Annotated in this window: 7 protein-coding genes; all 7 read right to left on the minus strand. The window is 39.4% G+C overall.

Annotation, left to right across the window (positions count from 1 at the left end; genetic code table 11):
• Nucleotides 1-189 precede the first annotated feature (189 nt).
• Complete coding sequence (locus GXP67_RS35650; RefSeq protein WP_162447553.1) at nucleotides 190-1200, minus strand: alkaline phosphatase D family protein; 1011 nt, start codon at nucleotides 1198-1200, stop codon at nucleotides 190-192.
• Nucleotides 1201-1210: 10 nt separating this feature from the next.
• Entirely contained in the window at nucleotides 1211-1720 is a 510-nt protein-coding gene (locus GXP67_RS35655) for a hypothetical protein (protein ID WP_162447554.1), read from the minus strand.
• A gap of 379 nt (nucleotides 1721-2099) precedes the next feature.
• The gene (locus tag GXP67_RS35660; protein ID WP_162447555.1) at nucleotides 2100-3113 is read right to left on the minus strand and encodes a carbohydrate-binding domain-containing protein; all 1014 of its coding nucleotides are present in this window, start codon (nucleotides 3111-3113) and stop codon (nucleotides 2100-2102) included.
• A 79-nt stretch (nucleotides 3114-3192) separates the two neighbouring features.
• Nucleotides 3193-6138: a TonB-dependent receptor gene (locus GXP67_RS35665; protein WP_162447556.1), complete on the minus strand. Its 2946-nt coding sequence runs from the start codon at nucleotides 6136-6138 to the stop codon at nucleotides 3193-3195.
• A 306-nt stretch (nucleotides 6139-6444) separates the two neighbouring features.
• Complete coding sequence (locus GXP67_RS35670) at nucleotides 6445-9006, minus strand: carbohydrate-binding domain-containing protein (protein ID WP_162447557.1); 2562 nt, start codon at nucleotides 9004-9006, stop codon at nucleotides 6445-6447.
• Nucleotides 9007-10112: 1106 nt separating this feature from the next.
• On the minus strand, nucleotides 10113-11549 hold the full coding sequence (locus GXP67_RS35675; RefSeq protein ID WP_162447558.1) for a PorP/SprF family type IX secretion system membrane protein: 1437 nt from the start codon (nucleotides 11547-11549) through the stop codon (nucleotides 10113-10115).
• A gap of 91 nt (nucleotides 11550-11640) precedes the next feature.
• The gene (locus tag GXP67_RS35680; protein WP_162447559.1) at nucleotides 11641-18333 is read right to left on the minus strand and encodes a T9SS type B sorting domain-containing protein; all 6693 of its coding nucleotides are present in this window, start codon (nucleotides 18331-18333) and stop codon (nucleotides 11641-11643) included.
• Nucleotides 18334-18758 lie beyond the last annotated feature (425 nt).

An 18758-nucleotide genomic window follows, 5' to 3' on the forward strand; every position in this document is an offset into this window, starting at 1 on the left:
AGAAGGAACCTTAACATTCAAAGTAAAGCTACCCAATTAATTCTGCAAAACGTATAGGGTTTTGCGTTGGTTATACTCCACATATACTGAAGTAAAAAACCCTCAAGTTCTAACACTTACGGGTTATATGGGGATGATTACAATATAGAATCTTAACGAATTATCAGCAGGTAATGAAAATTTTCCGCATCAATACTTTACTGTTTCCTTCAATAAAACCTCATTATTTAATCCTTTGATGAGTATGTCTACCTGAATCGGTTTCTGGTTCCAGTCTATTTCCAATACTCCAAAGTTAAGTACATTTACCAGATTCCCTACCCGGTACTGGTTAGGTTCGCCGGTATTGTTGGTAGAGGAATGGGTAAGTCCACTGGCAGTAACTTCATAGATAGGTGCAGATACACCCGGCTGCGTATATTTTGATATTTCAGCAATATGCCGGTCGCCGCTGAGCAGCATTACATGTTGAGCCCCAGTGCTGGCTAATACATCAAATAATCGTTTGCGGGCTTTGGGAAAGTTGGCCCATTTCTCATATATATGTTCATCAGGAATGACCTGGATTCCGTTGCCGATTAAATGAATATCTGCTTTGCTGTTTCTGAGTTCATTTTCCAGCCATTTCCACTGGTCTTCACCCAGAATGTCGCCTGTTTCATTGATTACATATGTTTTGTCCTGTTTCTGCAAAGCGTCTCTGAAATACCTGGAATCGAGTAAAATCACTTTCACCTGTTTGCCCACCGGACCATAAGTATAGGAAGTATAAGCGCCCTCCTGCTTCCGCCTGGCACTTCCGGCAGGCTCGCCCAGAAAATCGAGCATCAATTGCTGGCTTTCTTTTTTGTGAGCATATTCTACTCCGGCATCATTCTGGCCAAAGTCATGATCGTCCCAGATTCCAATAACAGGCACAGCGGCAGTCAGTTTGCGGTATTCCGGATTATTCTGTTGTGCATCGTATTTGCGTTTCAGCACCTGCATGGTATCAGAATCACCATAAATATTATCCCCCAGCCAGATCCAGAGTTGTGGTTTGCTCTGCACAATATATTCCCACATGGGCTGAGGTTTATCCTGCCGGTTGCAGGAACCGAAGGCAATTCTGGTTAAGGGCTCCTGGGTAGTTTTACTTTGTTTATTGCTGCTACAAGCTGCCAGAGAGAATACAATTAGAAAAAGTTTAAGGTGGTTCATAGAGGTTTGGTTAATTATATATATAAGCTTTATACTTTTTATTTTTGCTTTTACTTCTATAATAACTGCCATTCAATACATACTGAATTGTTTTATCCGGAAGTGTATATTTTGCAGAAATTGTTTTTTCATCTATCTCTGTCTTTCTAAAAGCCAGAATTTTTGAACTTTTGAGAATCGTTAAATCCTTAAATAAAGCAGTGTTATAGGAGAAATATTCCACATTTCTGATTTTAACCCCATTCTTTTTAACTTTTGTTTTGTCTTGACTAACCTTAAATGGATAATTCAGATTATCGGAGCCCACTTTATTATCATACCCGGTAATTTTCATTCTCCGGCCATTTTTACTTAAAAGCACAGTATAGTAATCTATCTGTTTTTTAAACTTTTCTTCGATCTCATTCATAGTCTGTACTACAGTATCCTTTTCCGCAATAGAAGCGCTGGTAGTTTGAGCTGTGGAGTATTTTGTAAAAATAACAACAAGAGATAACAGTAAATAAAATCGTAGATTCATAAATTAAATAGCTGGATTAAAATAAAGTGTGAATATATAATGCACACCATCCTGAGAAGCAATAATTAATCTCTAAATATTACCTCTCTTAATTGATTATTTAAAACTTTCTATCCTTTATATGTAGAAAAATTGGGATACACTTATACGTATCCCTTTCAGGGGTTTGTTAGAAAAAATTAAAAAGAATATCCGGCACCCCCTTGTATCTGGTGAACCATATCTGATTTTGTCTGCTTCCAGCATTCTGATTAACCCAGCGAATGTATCCATGCAAATTCTGATTTAAGCCGGTTACAGAAAGCAGATTCTGGTTTACAGGTTATACTTTCAAGTCCAGGCTTTATTAAGCTGGTTAGCAAAAGAAGTGTAACTTGAACTATACTTCAGTTGCAGAATCGAACCAGAAACGGATATACAGATATTTGGCAGCTTCGGTTAGCACATTTTTCACTACCGATCTAGTTTGCCACCATAGCGCAGGATCATACTTTTTATTTTCAACAGCAATAATTCCTATAGAGAACTCTTTCCCTAATGCTTTCTCATAACTGAGCCAGCTCCGTCTGCTATGCACACCTAAGGAAACCAGATTGAATGAAGAAATTTGATGCGCTACCAGGTATTTTCTGAGAACCGCTGCCGAAGTATACGTTCTGTGTGTATACACTTTAGGCCCGGGAATTGCCATAATCTTAGTGCTGTCAACACCTAACCGGATTAGTTCAGCTGCGGCATTCTCTGCATAAGTTGCATACACTGTCACATATTTGGTCTCCTTCGGCCAGTGTTGCTCATAGATCATCGTTCCGCTGGAATAGGGTATATTTACACCATTGATAGTAATGGTGCCTACATACAAATCTCTATCCTGCGTCCGCTTATAACTATCATTATCAAACTGAATGTGTAAACTTTTAATACTACCGATACAAGTATCTACAGGAAATTCATAAACTATTGAACGGCCGGTAGTATAAGCTTCGCCCAGATAGACAGAATCATTTACTGAAACCTTAAAATGAGCAAATACTTCATCCACATGAGATCCGTAGGCTCCTATCCGTAAAAAGGTTGAACCGGATAAGTGTTGCAAGGAGTCTGGTACTGGGATGTGCAAAGTGCCCGTAATATACGTTCTGAAATATGGGTCTAAATGTCCACCTGCGGTAATGATTCTCTGATAGGGGTGGGTTTTAAATTCCTTCACAGCTTCCTTTAAACCATCTTCGGAAATCCAGCCTTCAACTACTAATGTATTTGTATTTTTAATTCTTTGGGTAGGAGATAAAAACGGGTGTATACTAAAGAATAGCATGAGGGAGAGTATACATACAATAATCCCTGCAATGGCTAAGCGTTTATAAAACACATTAAGAAAAATAAAATGCATCTGCCGGTATAATCACATAAATAAAAAGAGGCCCTGGAGCCTCTTTCAAAATTACACATTTTTGTAAAATATTATCCACCTAATTCAGCAGCTCATCGAAGGTTAATGAAATATAATATAAGCCTCCCACGGATGGATTTCCGAAAGCCTGCGTATAATAGCGGTTAAAAATATTAGATCCTCCTACTTTCAGAATGGATTTGATAGCCGGAATTTTATAACTGATCTGTGCATCTATGCTGTTGTAAGCAGGCACAATGGTACTGATTGCCGGCAAAGAAAAAGATGATTCCCACAAAAAGGCATCCTGCCAGCGCCATACGATATTAAAGCCCAGGTTCTTTACCAGATTCCGGTTTCCAAAACTTACATTAGAGCGGTACCTTGGTGTATTAAACTGCGTTTGTGCCAGGTTATCATCTCCTTTAATAAGTGAGTTATAGGCCACATTTCCGCCTAAGGTAAAACCTTTAGGTAGCGCATAGTCCAGCCCTAAGGCCCAGCCATGCGCGGTAATCGTGCCTGAACTGTTTTCAGGGAACGCATAAATCTGCCTGGTACCAGCCAGGCCAATTAAAGCCAATGGATTAGAAGGTCCTTCCGTTGGGTTAGATTGAATGACAATCTGCTGGCCATTAAAGTTTTTATAGGCATTGTAATAATAATAGGCATCAATCATCAGCTTGTTTCCAATCAGGCTTTTGTACCCGATTTCATAAGATTGCACCCGTTCCGGCTTAAATTCTTTAAATTGATACGGCTGGAGTACGCTTAACGAAGCCTGATACCCTATACCAAAAGCTGTTTGGGCGACAGCTGCCTGAATCGCAGCAGGGTTATTTGGAACTTGTCCGGTAGCTACTAGCCCCTGCACTATTGTTAGCGCTTGTTGAATAGTGGCTGCACTTGTAGCACTTGCCTGAATAGCACCACCAAAGGCAGTCAGATTATCCCGGGTATAAACCGGGTTGTTAATCATATTAAAACGTTCCCTGAATACGGGTAATCCACCAATTAAACGTGCCTGTGGCGTATTTAAATTAATATACTGGTCTTGAGTGGTAGGAATCCGGAAACCAGTCTGGTAGGACAGCCGGATATTATGTGTTTTTGCAACTGTATATACAGCAGAAAGCCTGGGGCTGAACTGACCTTTAAAGTTTTCATTTTTATCATACCGGATAGAACCTGTTAGTTTCAGGTTATCGGCCAGAATACGCTTAGAAGCCTGTACATAACCTCCATATTCACGGATATTAAATTCTTTCCCATCAGTATCCTGCAGAAATAAAGTTCCTTCTGAATTCAGGTCGTATAACCGGTAATTGCCACCCACGATCACTTCAGCAAAGTTGATGAGTTTATTCAGGTTATACATTCCTTCCAGGTGATACAAATTGGTCTTATCTGTAAATCTGGCTCCCTGTGGAAGAGGAGTATTAGTAATCTGGTCTTTTGCTGTGTTAAATTGAGAAGTTCCGGGTTGAAAACGATTCTGATCAGCGAAACTCCTGGCTCCCAGGTGTGCCTGATCATCTGAAGCACCGGTTAGTTTTGCCTGTAAAAAAGCAGCTGTATACGTGGGAAACCATTGTGATACACTTGGACTATAAGCTTCGTTCATCAACACACCCAGGGTACCTGCCGCATAAGAGTCTCCGGAACGTTCCTGTGTGGTATATCCCCGTATAAAAAAATTAGATCCTTTTAGTTCCAGTTTAGTTTGCAAAAGATCAAAACCAGTGAGTGAATAACGGTCTATACCAGTATACATGGTAGTGCCTGTTCCATAATTTGCCTGAAGAATAGCTTCTATATTCTCAGTAATCCGGTAATGCAGCGCACCACTGAATTTTATACTTTCGGTATTATAATTTGACAGATCTGCTTCCTGGTAGCCGGTTCTGGTGACAAACTGATTGGGAATCAATGATTGAAGTTGATTTACACTCACTCCTTTATCCGCTGATATTGGGTTTAACACCTGTGTCACAAAAGCAGGGTTAGTGGCTACTGCCTGAAGATTTCCAGAATTTTCATCGCCATATAAATTTACACCATTATAATCGGGATTGGTTTGCCGGTTGCTCAGTTGCCACAGGTCAGCATTTTTATCACGTGCATCGGTTGCCCGCCAGTCGATAGCCCGTAAGTAAGAGGCATTCACTTTAAAGGCGAATTTATTATTAAATGCCTTTGCATAGCGAATAGAATAATCCTGCATGGCATTGGGATCTACTCCGCTTTTTCCGATGTTCATCACGCCTACCTTAGCCGTAGCACTTAAACCCTGGTATTGAAAAGGACTTTTACTAGTCATAAGCACAATACCCTGTATGGCATTAGGTCCATACAAAGCAGAAGCCGCTCCCGGCAACACTTCTACACTTTCTACATCCAGCTCTGACATGCCCACAATGTTGCCCACTGAAAAGTTCAGTCCAGGTGCCTGGTTATCCATACCATCAATTAATTGTACCAGTCTGGCATTCCCATTTGAATTAAATCCACGTGTATTCACCGACTTAAAGGTTAAGCTTTGGGTATTCAGGTCGATGCCTTTAATATTGGCTAAGGCATCATAAAAATTGGAAGCCGGTGAATCTCGGATGGTACGAATGTCCATCTTTTCTATGGATACCGGCGACTGTAAAATACTTTCTTCTACCCTTGAAGCTGACACTACTATTTCTTGTCCCATGATGATTTGCTCCTTTAAGGCAAATTCAAGGCTCGATTCTCCGCTGGAGATTTCTTTTTCCTGGGTTTCATATCCTACCGTTGATACCACCAACGTAAACGGAAGTGGTGTTGATGTGGAAAGTAAAAAGTTTCCCCTGGCATCCGTAACAGTACCTACCAGTTTGCCTTTCACCGAAATATTAACCCCTGCCAGCGCATCCTGACTGGCGGAGTCTGTTACCCGGCCGCTCACGGTGACGCCTTGTGCTGATACGCTATGAGCAAAAAACAGTATGGTCAGGCTTATCAGCCAGGTCCACAAATGAGTTGAGGTGGGTTGCATAAAAGGAGCATTTATAGTGAGAAAAAAATAAAAATATTTTCAGTTAAAATAGCAATTAATTAATATTAAATATTAAAAATCAACTAAACAATTATCTCTACAAGAATTTATACTTTTCAATTTTACTGTATAGACAATTAATTCATAGGCAAGTGCTTATTGAAAACTTTGAGTAATTCCTATAATTATGGATGCCCAATATTCCATATAATATTATCAGATTCAGCGAGAGTTATACTTTCGTCTAAATAAAAAGAGCCGGCTAATGATTAGCCAGCTCTTTTTATTAAATGTAACTGAAATTACTTATTGTTTCACGAACTTCTTAATGACTGATTCATTTCCTACCAATACTTTAACCAGATACATTCCGGCAGGAAGCTCTGGAAGTTCAATTTTTTCATCCAGCTGATATGATACCGAAGGATAGGTTTCTTCATATAATACATTGCCGATCATATCCATTACGACCAGCGCAACATCCGTTTCAGCATTCATTTCAACAAATAGAGTGAACACACCAGGATTAGGATTAGGTGCAATGATTACATCGGTTATCTTTGACAATTCCGGATCTCCTCCTTCTACACTAAAATCCTGCCGGGCAATAGCATCAGTTAAGCTATTAGGCAGATTGTAAACCAGATACCCAGCCCATAACAGGTCTACTCTTCCTGCCATTACATCTTTACCGTCCAATGCATATCTATCAAATTTCACACTGCTGGATGTAGATGATATTTCAACCCCATTTACCACTATGGATTTCACAAACAGGTTTCTGTCTTCTCCATTGGCATTCCTGTCATTGTCATAATGAACCACTACCTGGCTTAGGTCACTAATGTTCCAGTCTGAAGTAAACGTGTAATCCTTCAAACTATTTGTTGTATACGCTTCGCCAATAACCGTACCTTTGATCATAACTTTGAAATGTCCATATACGCCTGAACTGATAGTGCTATACGCTTTTACAGTTACTGTGGTACCATTTGAAGGTGCTGGTTCTTCCACCGGATCTTCATCATTTTGATATCCGGAAGGCTTGAACACCAAAGCCCCATTCCAAAGCATAGCTGTCTGTCCATTAATGATGTCTTTTCCATCAATATTGAATTTATCATACTTCACATTACTCGCATTTGCTTTTATGTTTTGACTTCCAACCGTTATTGAATTGATAAAAAGATCCTTTCCGGTATCATCATTATAGTGATGAATCATTACAGTTTTTATGTCACTAAGAGAAAACTTAGTTGTGAATTTAAGGTTTTGTACAGAACTGGAAGCTGTAACATCACCCACAATAATCCCATTTACAATTACTCTGAATTTAGGGGAATTCTTACCATACGCACTTACAGTAATCGTATTATTAGCATTTGGATCTGATTGCAAGGAAGATGGATTAGAGATATTTACATAAGGCCATACTTTATTCTCCATTTGTCCGAACATAAAGAGCATACCCGGATAAGTATCCCAGGAACCACCAAATGGAACATGGGGACCTGAGCCGGCAGGACCGCTAGGATAAGGTTTTACATTGGAAGCAGTACGGGTATATAATTTTTTTGTTCTATCATTTTTGAAATACAGATTCGGTTTAGAAAACCATAATTCATTTATTGCAAACCAACCATCTCCTTCATCTATATTATTGATCTGGTAGTTAGTATTCTGGTTGCCTGATGAGGCAGTTCCATACCGCCTAACCGTGCCATCTACATAATTTAGCACATGGTTTACTACCAGCGCCAGATTTTTTGTGCCACCACTTGTACCATATGCACCCTGTGATGTAGTAAACCGGTAAAGTTCTGCATCTCCCGCACGTGCAAAATGGTCTGCAACATCTACAGCATCAAAAATTGAATGTGACACATATGACCAACCGGCATCAGGAAAACCTTCTGTCCAGCGTTGAAATTCAGCTGATGTGCCATCAGGATATATGCTATACATAAGCATTTCCTTTACATATCGTTTTCCACTGTTTTTTAATACGCTTGCATTTTGCATAATACCTACCAAAGCGAAATATTTCACTTGTGCACTTCTCCGGTTATTATAGGCACGTCCTATACTTGAGGTTTTATAGCCATTATAATGAGTAGTTCTTCCATAGCTTGCACTCATCATATGTGCATATTCACTTAAGGTATAATTGTCACTACTGCGGTTAACATAATATTTACCTAAGTCCTGATCTACATTTAATTGCAAGAAAATGGCTGCATCATAAAACCACTTATCAAGTTTATTTCTATCAGAATCAGATAAAGTGCTTTTTATATAATCGTATGCAAATAACAAACGGGTAAGCCAGGAAGCAATAGGATAAGCAGGAGGCGCATCTCCTAAGTTAGTACACCAACGGGACCTAACAGCAAAATTAGCATTAGCTTCAGAGGATTGTGCAATTAATTCATTACGGACAGCATTTCTGTAACTGATATCACCTGTAATCAGGTAAACAAAAGCAGCATCCCTAAGCTTTTTTCCGTTGTTTGTGGGTTCACTTGCCCCCACTTGTACACAAGAACCAGTTGACACTCCCTTGTATCTTTCCGCAGAAGGATTGCTCAGGAATGATTTAGCATTTGAGGTAATACGGTCCCAGTCAGCAGGAGAACTAGTACTTTCATATCCAAAATGCTTATAAGGCCCAACATTTGCCCGTTTCCGCCATATATCTAATTCCTGCTGTGTAAAATGTAAACCTAATCTGGTTTGAGCAGAAATTTCGCAAAATACTAAAACAACAAATACTAAACTTAAAGAAAGGCGTTTGCTTAAAGCAAAGGGGGAATAAAAGAATGGAAGTTTCACTGCACGTGTGTGCAGTGTGAAAAATAGCGATTTCATAATGCAAAATTTAAAGTGTATGTAAGTGTATATTCGGTATTAATTCTTCCTCTGAATAAATTTAAAAGCGCGATTGTCAGAGGAGTTCACAGATAAAAAGAGGCGATATCAATAAAAATGAGAGGAGTGGGTGATTTGTTTCAACCGAAGAAAGAGAATCAGAAGAATGTAATGAATGAATAATTGTAAACCCATAGAGTAAGGATAATATTTAGTTAGTGATTAAATTTAAGATTATATAATTACCGCATAACTTTTGTGTAAAATCCATAACTAAAACTATTAAAACACTAGTTTATGATAAAACTACTAACTCTGAATATAAGAGTCGGATTCAAAGGGTAGTTTGGGTTTGGCTATACTCACCGGTAATGTAAGTATGATATAGAAGTAAAGTGCATTAAAAAATCCTACTTTACTATAGTTTTTAAACTCAAAACTAAAAATGAAATTGTAATAAACAATCCATTTTTTGTAATTTCATTATAAAGTATACATAATTCTTTAAATAGTTATATTTTATATTTATAATAAGAGTTTTGCCTCATGTAATTTATAGTTTCTCATTTAGAAAATTCTAAGTATAAAACTCAATTGCAACAAATCATTTTAGAAAATATGCCTAAGAATTTATTAATTTTTATATCGGGAGGATTTTGATATTGAAATCACAGATAAATATTTCTATTTTCTGTACTATTTTTTATTATAACCTATAAACGAATTGTTATCTCATATAAATTATTCATATCCTATCAATAAGTAACAGATGTATTCTTTTTATTTCTTAAAAAATCCTGGAAATATTACTAAAATAAAGAGTGTTTGTACTTACTAACATTGCTTAAATAACTGTGTATAGCAAATGTATTGTGATTCATATACAACAGTATTTCTGCATAAGAGCTGCATTTTTAGTGGATAATTCCTTCAACTGTTAGGCAAAAAATTCCCATTGGAGAATATCGCAATCATCTTGAGCTATTTGTAACTTTTTATATACTTACATAATTGCCTAGTTATAACTAAAAAGGTTAACAAGACATAAAGCCATTGTTAACCTTGAGTAGTCATTTTAAATTAGCTGGTAAATTGTTGAGAATTGATTACTCTACAATCAAAACCCAGGTATCTGCAAAGCCTTTCATTTTTCTGAGCTTATCCCTTTCGAATCTGGCCTTGTTTACATCCTTGGTATATAGCACATAAGTGTAGTAATACAATGATTTTGAGCTAAATCCAAAACGGCTTTCAAAATAAGTATCTGACAAATATTCGTGATATTTCATGGCATTGTCAAAAATCCGGAAAGCGCTTACTACCACATAATATCCTTTTTCCATTTCCATAGGATGTTCCTTCTTTTGAACCACTATTTTTTGTTCTGGTTTACCTGCTACTTCCCCATCAAACATTTTGTTTACGGACTCTTCAGGTTTAGAAGCAGGAGTTGAAGATTGTTTCTCTTGCGCCGTTATTTTTTTCTGTGCTGCCGTTTCAGATTTTTCTTCAGAAACTTCTTTGGTTTGGGAATCTGGTAATTTAGCCAGCTCTTTTTCGATATAGGCATCTTTGGCATCTTTCAATTTTTCTGCCGGAGTCTTTTTGTGAGAAGCAGTAGGAATATTTCTATTTACACTCTTCCGTTCTTCTCTCTTCCTGTTTCCAAACCGCATACTCAACATAATCTCATGCGAACCACCAGAATAATTTGAAATTTTGGAAGGTCCCATCTCATATACATAACTAAATCTGAGCTTATCATTCAATTTAATACCTGCAAAAGCAGCCGGACCATTATTATGCCGGTAAGCTGCTCCTGCCCAGAATTTATCATAAAAATAGACGGTACCCAGAGCTTCAAACTGACTAGGCATACCATCAGCAATCTGATAAACCATCTGCGGTTCAAAAACAATGCTGCTTTGAGAAAAATTAAATTTATAGCCAGCCGAAAATAAATAATGATCCAGTCGTTTAACCTGTAATTGATTCTTCAGATTAGTTTGCACCACATTCCGCTGAAACAGTTTAGGAAGAGAAGCACTTAAAGTCAGTTTTTTGTATTGATAACTCACCCCAGCATTTCCATCGAAAAACATGCCTCTGTTTCTGATATTACTCAGGGCCGGATCGCTGATATTTTCAACTTTTTCCAGGTCTATTCCATTTGTACCTAAGCCTCCAGAAAGACCTGCTCTTAAATATTGATCATCTGCCAGCTTTGCAGTATAGGCTACTGTAAAAACGCCTGAAGTAGTGGAAAGCAAACCACGGGAATAGTTACTGATGCGAAAGCCATAAGCCATTTTACCCTTTGTAGGCAAGTGAACGCTTAAATCAGAAGTAACTGGTGCCCCTTCTACGCCCATCCACTGGCGGCGATGTGTCAAATATACTTCGTTATAACCGTTAACACCAGCCAATGCAGGGTTATACACATACGGGTTAATATAATAATGACTGAAAGTAGGTAATTGTTGCGCATACAAATATACCTGCACAAAAATTAGAAACGGAAGCGTACACACAAATTTCTTCATAGCAATATTGACTTGGCTGAATAATTTCAATCATATGGCTTCAGATGGTTAGGTATAGGTGGCTTGTTTAATCAGCTATAATTCTCTTTTATTATCTTATCAGGGTGATCGTACCTGTTTTAATATTTCCCTGGGTAGCACTTCTGATCACATAGTAGTAAGCTTCTGCCATCAAAGGTACTCCCTGATACCGGCCATCCCAGTTGTTGGTGTAAGGCATGGCCTGGAATACTTTATTTCCATTTCTGTTGAAGATAATTACCTCATAGTCCGGATGCTGCTCAATGTTACTAATCACCCAAAGATCATCAATACCATCTTCATTAGGAGAGAACAGGTAGCTAGGTTTGAGGGTAATAACGGCCGGTTCTATATTAAAGCATCTGGCTGTATTAGCACTGGCTACTGCTATTCTCTTGGTTCCATTTGGCCCGATAATGGTCCAGGTTAGACTAGTTCCATTTTTGAAGACGGCAGTGAATGCACGTACGTTTTTACCTGGCGAAAACTTCTCAAGTACTTCACCTTTTAAAGGAGCAGGAGCAAAGAAATTAGAATTACCAGCAGTTAAGGTAACTTCTTCTGCAGAGGCATTTATATATCCAAAGGTTGCTGTAAATGTACCATTGCCATTGTCAAGTACACACTCTACAATTGGGGTAATTTCATTGCCTCTGTTATCACTGTCTTGTACGTCGATTTTTCTGTTAATTGAGCAATTATTAGCATCTGTGATAGTAACCGAATAAGCACCTGCTATAAGTCCGGAGATAGTTGCGGTAGTAGCGCCCGTAGACCATTTATACTTATAGGGAGCTGTTCCTCCATTTACTGTTACACTGATCGAACCTTTGCTGGAAGCAGTTTGATGCACGACTGTTTCATTGATTGAAATAGCCGAAGGCTGAGCAATAGTAACGGTTTTGTTTACTTTTGCACCAGCTTTATCGGTAACAGTTACACTATACTCTCCTGCTTTCAATCCGGATACTGCTGCGGTAATTGCTCCATTAGACCATTTGTAGCTATAAGGACTTGTTCCGCCGCTTACACTGGCTGTGGCTGTACCTTCTGCTGAATTGTTACACTCATTGTTCTTGGCACTGATCTGCACCACGAATGGGCTACTTTTCCGCTCTACAATCTCAAAACTAATCGTAACTGCTTTTCCCTTAACAATCTCTTGATTATATGGGGTTGCTGTTAAGGTATACTTACCAGGCGTTATATTCCATGGTTTTATAGTGGCACCATCATTATTTGCAATAAAATATGGGGTTGCATAATCACGGTGATAATCTACTGTGTTATTTAGGCTGAACTGCACTTTCTTTATGTACTTCGGATCAGTCGTATTAGCTTGAATGCTTAGCTTACGTGTTGGCAAGGTTGCTAATTCCAATACATCTCCATCTTTCAAAGTAGCATAAGCTGAAATCACCTTGTCTGTCTCTGCATTCATCAGACTTAAACTTATTACAGCTACCTGTGCCTGCTCTTTTTCTACCACAATAGATTTGCTTATTGTACAGTTATTGGCATCCGTAATAGTAGCTTTATAAGAACCGGCAGCAACATTTGTCAGATTCTGAGTGGTAGCCCCGGTAGACCATTTATACTTATAGGGAGCTGTTCCTCCATTTACTGTTAAATTGATGGAACCTTTGCTGGAAGCAGTTTGATGCACGACTGTTTCATTGATTGAAATAGCCGAAGGCTGAGCAATAGTAACGGTTTTGTTTACTTTTGCACCAGCTTTATCGGTAACAGTTACACTATACTCCCCTGCTTTCAATCCGGATACTGCTGCGGTAATTGCTCCATTAGACCATTTGTAGCTATAAGGACTTGTTCCGCCATTTGCAGTAGCTGTGGCACTGCCATTGCTTGACCCATTACAAGTAACGTCCTTAGAAGTTACATTGATTGCAAACACTGCTTGTGCACGCACAATGAAAGTTTCATTAACCGAACAATTATTATCGTCGGTAACAGTTACTGTATATTCTCCTGCTTTCAACTCAGATACTGAGGCAGTAGTTACTCCATTTGACCACTTATACTTATAGGGAGCTGTTCCTCCACTTATGGTAAGATCGATGGAACCTTTGCTGGAAGCTGTTTGATGCACGACTGTTTCGCTGATTGAAATAGCCGAAGGCTGAGCAATAGTAACGGTTTTGGTTACTTTTATACCAGCTTTGTCAGTAACAGTTACACTATACTCGCCTGCTTTTAACCCTGATACCGAGGCAGTAGCCGCTCCATTTGACCACTTATACTTGTATGGGCTTGTACCTCCACTTACGCTAGCTGTGGCACTACCTTTTGCTCCATTACATCCGGCATTAGCACTATTGATCGCTATAGCTAAAGGATTCTTCTTTCCTTCCACCAGATAAAAAGTAATTGTTACAGATTTACCATTTTTATTCTTTTTATCATATGCTGTTGCAGTTACAGTATATTTACCTGGCTTTAATTTCAATGCATGATATGTATCACCATTATTACCCTCTAACAGGTAAGGAGAATTACGTTCAGTTCTATAATTATCGTTTGAGTTTAATTTGAACTTTACTTTTAATATTTCCTTCGGATCAGTTGTATTAGCTACAATATTGAAGTTACGGGTAGGTAATGCAGACAAATCCAGGGTATCTCCATTTTGTAAAGGATCAAAGCCGGTAATCTGGCGTTTAGTATCTACACTAATAAGACTTAAGCTTTGAACAGCCACTTGCGCAAGCATTTCATTTTCTACCACAATAGATTTGCTTACTATACAATTATTAGCATCCGTAACAGTAATAGAATAGGTACCGGCAACTATACCAATCAGATCTTTAGCAGCTACGCCCGTAGACCATTTATACTTATAGGGAGCCGTTCCGCCACTCATACTTAAACGGATGGAACCTTTGGCAGTAGCGGTTTGATGCACGACTGTTTCATTGATTGAAATGGCCGAAGGCTGAGCAACAGTAACGGTTTTGGTTACTTTAGCTCCGCTTTTATCAGAAACAGTTACCGTATATTCGCCTGCTTTTAAACCTGAGATAGCCGCACTAGTAGTACCAGTAGACCACTTATAGCTAAAGGGAGCCGTTCCGCCATTTGCAGTAGCTGTGGCACTGCCATTGCTTGACCCGTTACAGGTATTTTGTTTAGTAGTAATCTGCACAGCCAGACGGGTGGATCTCTTTTCAACAATATAGAAAGTTAGCTTTAGCTCGGTTCCTTTCACATGTGAGGAATCATAAGGACTTACCTCTACACTATATTTACCCGCACTAAGCTTCCATGGATCAAAATCACCTCTAAAATCACCATCCAAAGAATAAGGAGAAAAACGGTCTATTCTGTGTTCAGGATTTCCATTCAGACCAAACTTAACTTTCATGATTTTATTTGGATCAGTCGTATTGGCTTGAATATTGAGTTTTCGTGTTGGCAATGTTGACAAATCCAGAGTATCGCCATCTTTTAAAGTAGCATAAGCTGAAATCACCTTGTCTGTCTCTGCATTCATCAGGCTTAGGCTAAGTACGGCCATAGAAGTAGGGGTACTTTTCTCTATTTCGATAGTCCTGCTAATTGTACAATTGTTAGCATCAGTAATGTTAACAGTATAGGTACTGGCCACCAGTCCGGAAATAGCTGCGGTAGTAGCACCGGTTGACCATTTATACTTATACGGTGCTGTTCCTCCACTCACTGTTACACTGATCGAACCTTTGGTAGTCGCTGTCTCATCAATTGTTTTCTCACTCATACTCATAACAGAAGGCTCATTAACAGTAACAGTTTTGCTTTGTTTCACGCCTGCTTTATCAGTAACAGTTACGCTATACTCGCCTGCTTTCAACCCTGTTACTGCTGCTGTAGTAGTTCCGTTAGACCAGGCATAAGTATAAGGGGCAACACCACCGCTTACTGTGGCTGTGGCACTGCCATTGCTTGATCCGTTACAGATCACTGATTTTGCACTCACGCTAACAGAAAGAGGAGATATTTCTTTTGTAAGGGTAATAGTTTGGCTTACTGAGCAAGTATTGGCATCTGTGATAGTGATAGTATAAGTACCGGCCACCAGTCCAGAAATGGATGCCGTAGTAGCCCCGGTAGACCATTTATACTTATACGGTGCTGTTCCCCCACTCACTGTTACACTGATCGAACCCTCAATATTATCAGTCTGATTACTTACTGTTTTATTGATGCTGATTGCCGTTGGCTGGGTGATAGAAACGGTTTTGCTCACTTTTATACCTGCTTTATCAGTAACAGTTACGCTATACTCGCCTGCTTTCAACCCTGCTACTGCTGCTGTAGTTGCTCCGTTAGACCAGGCATAAGTATAAGGGGCAACACCACCAATCACACTTACACTTGCATTACCTTCACTGCCTCCATAACATTTTGCCGGTTGAGAGCTAGTAGTCACACTTAATGAAGGAGCAATCGCATTAACTGTAACCGATTTGTTAACAATACAATTATTAGCATCAGTCACAGTGATGGTATAAGAACCAGCAGAAACACTCGTCAGATCCTGAGTAGTAGCGCCATTAGACCACTTATATGTGTAAGGACTTGTTCCTCCACTTACTGTTAAATTGATAGAACCTTTGCTGGAAGCCGTTTCAGCTACAACCGTTTCACTCACATTTATTGCTGTAGGTTGAGTGATAGCAATGGTTTTGCTTTGTTTCACGCCTGCTTTATCGGTAACAGTTACGCTATACTCGCCTGCTTTCAACCCTGTTACTGCTGCTGTAGTAGTTCCGTTAGACCAGGCATAAGTATAAGGGGCAACACCACCGCTTACTGTGGCTGTGGCACTGCCATTGCTTGATCCGTTACAGATCACTGATTTTGCACTCACGCTAACAGAAAGAGGAGATATTTCTTTTGTAAGGGTAATAGTTTGGCTTACTGAGCAAGTATTGGCATCTGTGATAGTGATAGTATAAGTACCGGCCACCAGTCCAGAAATGGATGCCGTAGTAGCCCCGGTAGACCATTTATACTTATACGGTGCTGTTCCCCCACTCACTGTTACACTGATTGAACCCTGGCTAGTCGCTGTCTCATTAACAATGGCCTTAGCAATAGTAATAGCCAACGGCTGAGTAATTATCACACTTTTACTTTGTTTCACCCCTGCTTTATCAGTAACGACCACACTATATTCCCCTGCTTTCAGACCTGTTACCATATTGGTGGTAGCCCCTGTAGACCAAAGATAGGTATAAGGTGAAGTGCCGCCAGTAACTGTTGCTGTTACGCTTCCTTCATTGCCTCCATAACATTTGGTTGGTTGAGCACTTATGGCTATTGAAATCGTTGGATTTATTACGCTTCCCGGATACGGCCATACTTTCCCATCCATTTGTCCATACATCAACATTACACCGGGAAATACATCCCAGGCTCCTCCATAGGGCTTGTGTTTACCTGCTGAAGCTGCATTGCCCGGAGAAGGGTAGGCTCTCGTACCTGGTGCTCTTCTTAAATAAGAATCTTTGATATAACTGTCTTTGAAATACAGATTACCCTGGGCAAACCAAGTATCGTTAACAGTATACCAGCTGCGGCCTGACTCGGTGTTCACTCCATCAATAAGGGCAGCTGTTGTACCCATCTTAGAAGAAGATTCAGTTCCATATCTTTTCAGGTTGCCATCCATGTGACGCAACATGGTTTTAATTAACAATTCTAAATTCTTTGATCCTCCTTGGGTGCCAAAAGCGCCTTTGGAAGTGGTAAACTTATACAGCTCAAAATCTCCGCTGCGGGCAAAATAATCTGCCATGTTAACAAGCTGGGAAATGGTCAGGAAGGAATAGGAAATGCCAATATCGGCAAAGTCTTCCCGCCACCGTTGAAACTCAGAAAAAGTGCCATCCGGATAAGTGGCAAACATTAAGGCTTCTTTCACATATCTTTTGCCACTCTCTTTCAATGAACTAATGTTCTGTTTGAAACCTAATAAGGTAAAGAAATATACCTGGGAAGAACGTCTGTTGTTATAATATCTGCTCAAGCTGGAGGTTTTGTAGCCATTGTAATGCGTCGTACGGCCTAAACTGCTATTAAGGGTAACAGCATATCCACTTGGTGTCCAGTCTCCCCCGTTGCGGTTAACAAACATCTTACTCAGATCAGCATCCACATTGCGCTGAAAATACAGGGCTGCATTGTAGAACCACTTGTCGATTCTGCTCTTATCTTCTGAGGAAAGGCCGCTTTCTATATAAGCATACCCAAAAAGGAGTCTGGTCAGCCAGTCGTTGATCTCATAGGCAGGAGGCAGATCATGAAGAATGCCATCGCACCATTTTGATCTGACGCTAAAATCTGAATTAGGTTCTCCAATCTGTGCCAGCAGTTCTTTGCGCACCGCTTCTTTATAGTTGGCATTGCCGGTAATCAAGTAGGCAAAGGCAGCATCTCTGAGCAGTTTACCATTGGTAGCCGGTGCATAATCCACGCTGACCTGTGCACAACCGCTGGTAGGCACACCTTTCCATCGCTCAACTGATGGATTACTCACAAATTTATTGGCATTAGCCATGATCCGGTCCCAATCACCGGGGGAGTTAGCCTGAACATCTCCAAAGCTTTTATATGGACCACTTTTGGCTCTTTGTTTCCAGATCTCTACTTCTTCTTTTGTAAAAAAAGGACTCAATGGTGTCTGAGCAATAGTGCTGGTGCTTACTAATAAAAACAGAATTAAAAAAGCTTTTAAATACTGTCTGGTAAGGGTTGTTTTCATAAACTGGGCATTTATTTTTACAAATTTTCTAATAAAATGCCTGGATACCGACTCAAAAACCCACTTACAGGTACATGTGAGATAATATGCAGTTTTTACGACCGGACAAAATTCTGTCTTCATTAAAGATTAACAGCTCCGGATTATATTGAATAAGTTTCCTGATGGAGGCTTTGAGGCGGAAAGTGATTTGCTTCTATAATTTATAAAAGTAAACGTCCATGAAAAAACCACTCCGGGAGTGGTCGCTAAAGGGATATTGAATTATTCTGTCTTCTCTATTGAAACTTAGCGTTTGCCAGGGAGAATTACATGGCGTTTTGATAAGATTAAAAAATTCAGCTATAGATCATAAAAATTAATCCAATCAGAAACGACTTCTTTTTTTCTTTACTTTTTATATGATTTCTGCGCTTCCCAACCGT

This window comes from Rhodocytophaga rosea, assembly GCF_010119975.1.
GTDB classification, from domain to species: Bacteria; Bacteroidota; Bacteroidia; order Cytophagales; family 172606-1; genus Rhodocytophaga; species Rhodocytophaga rosea.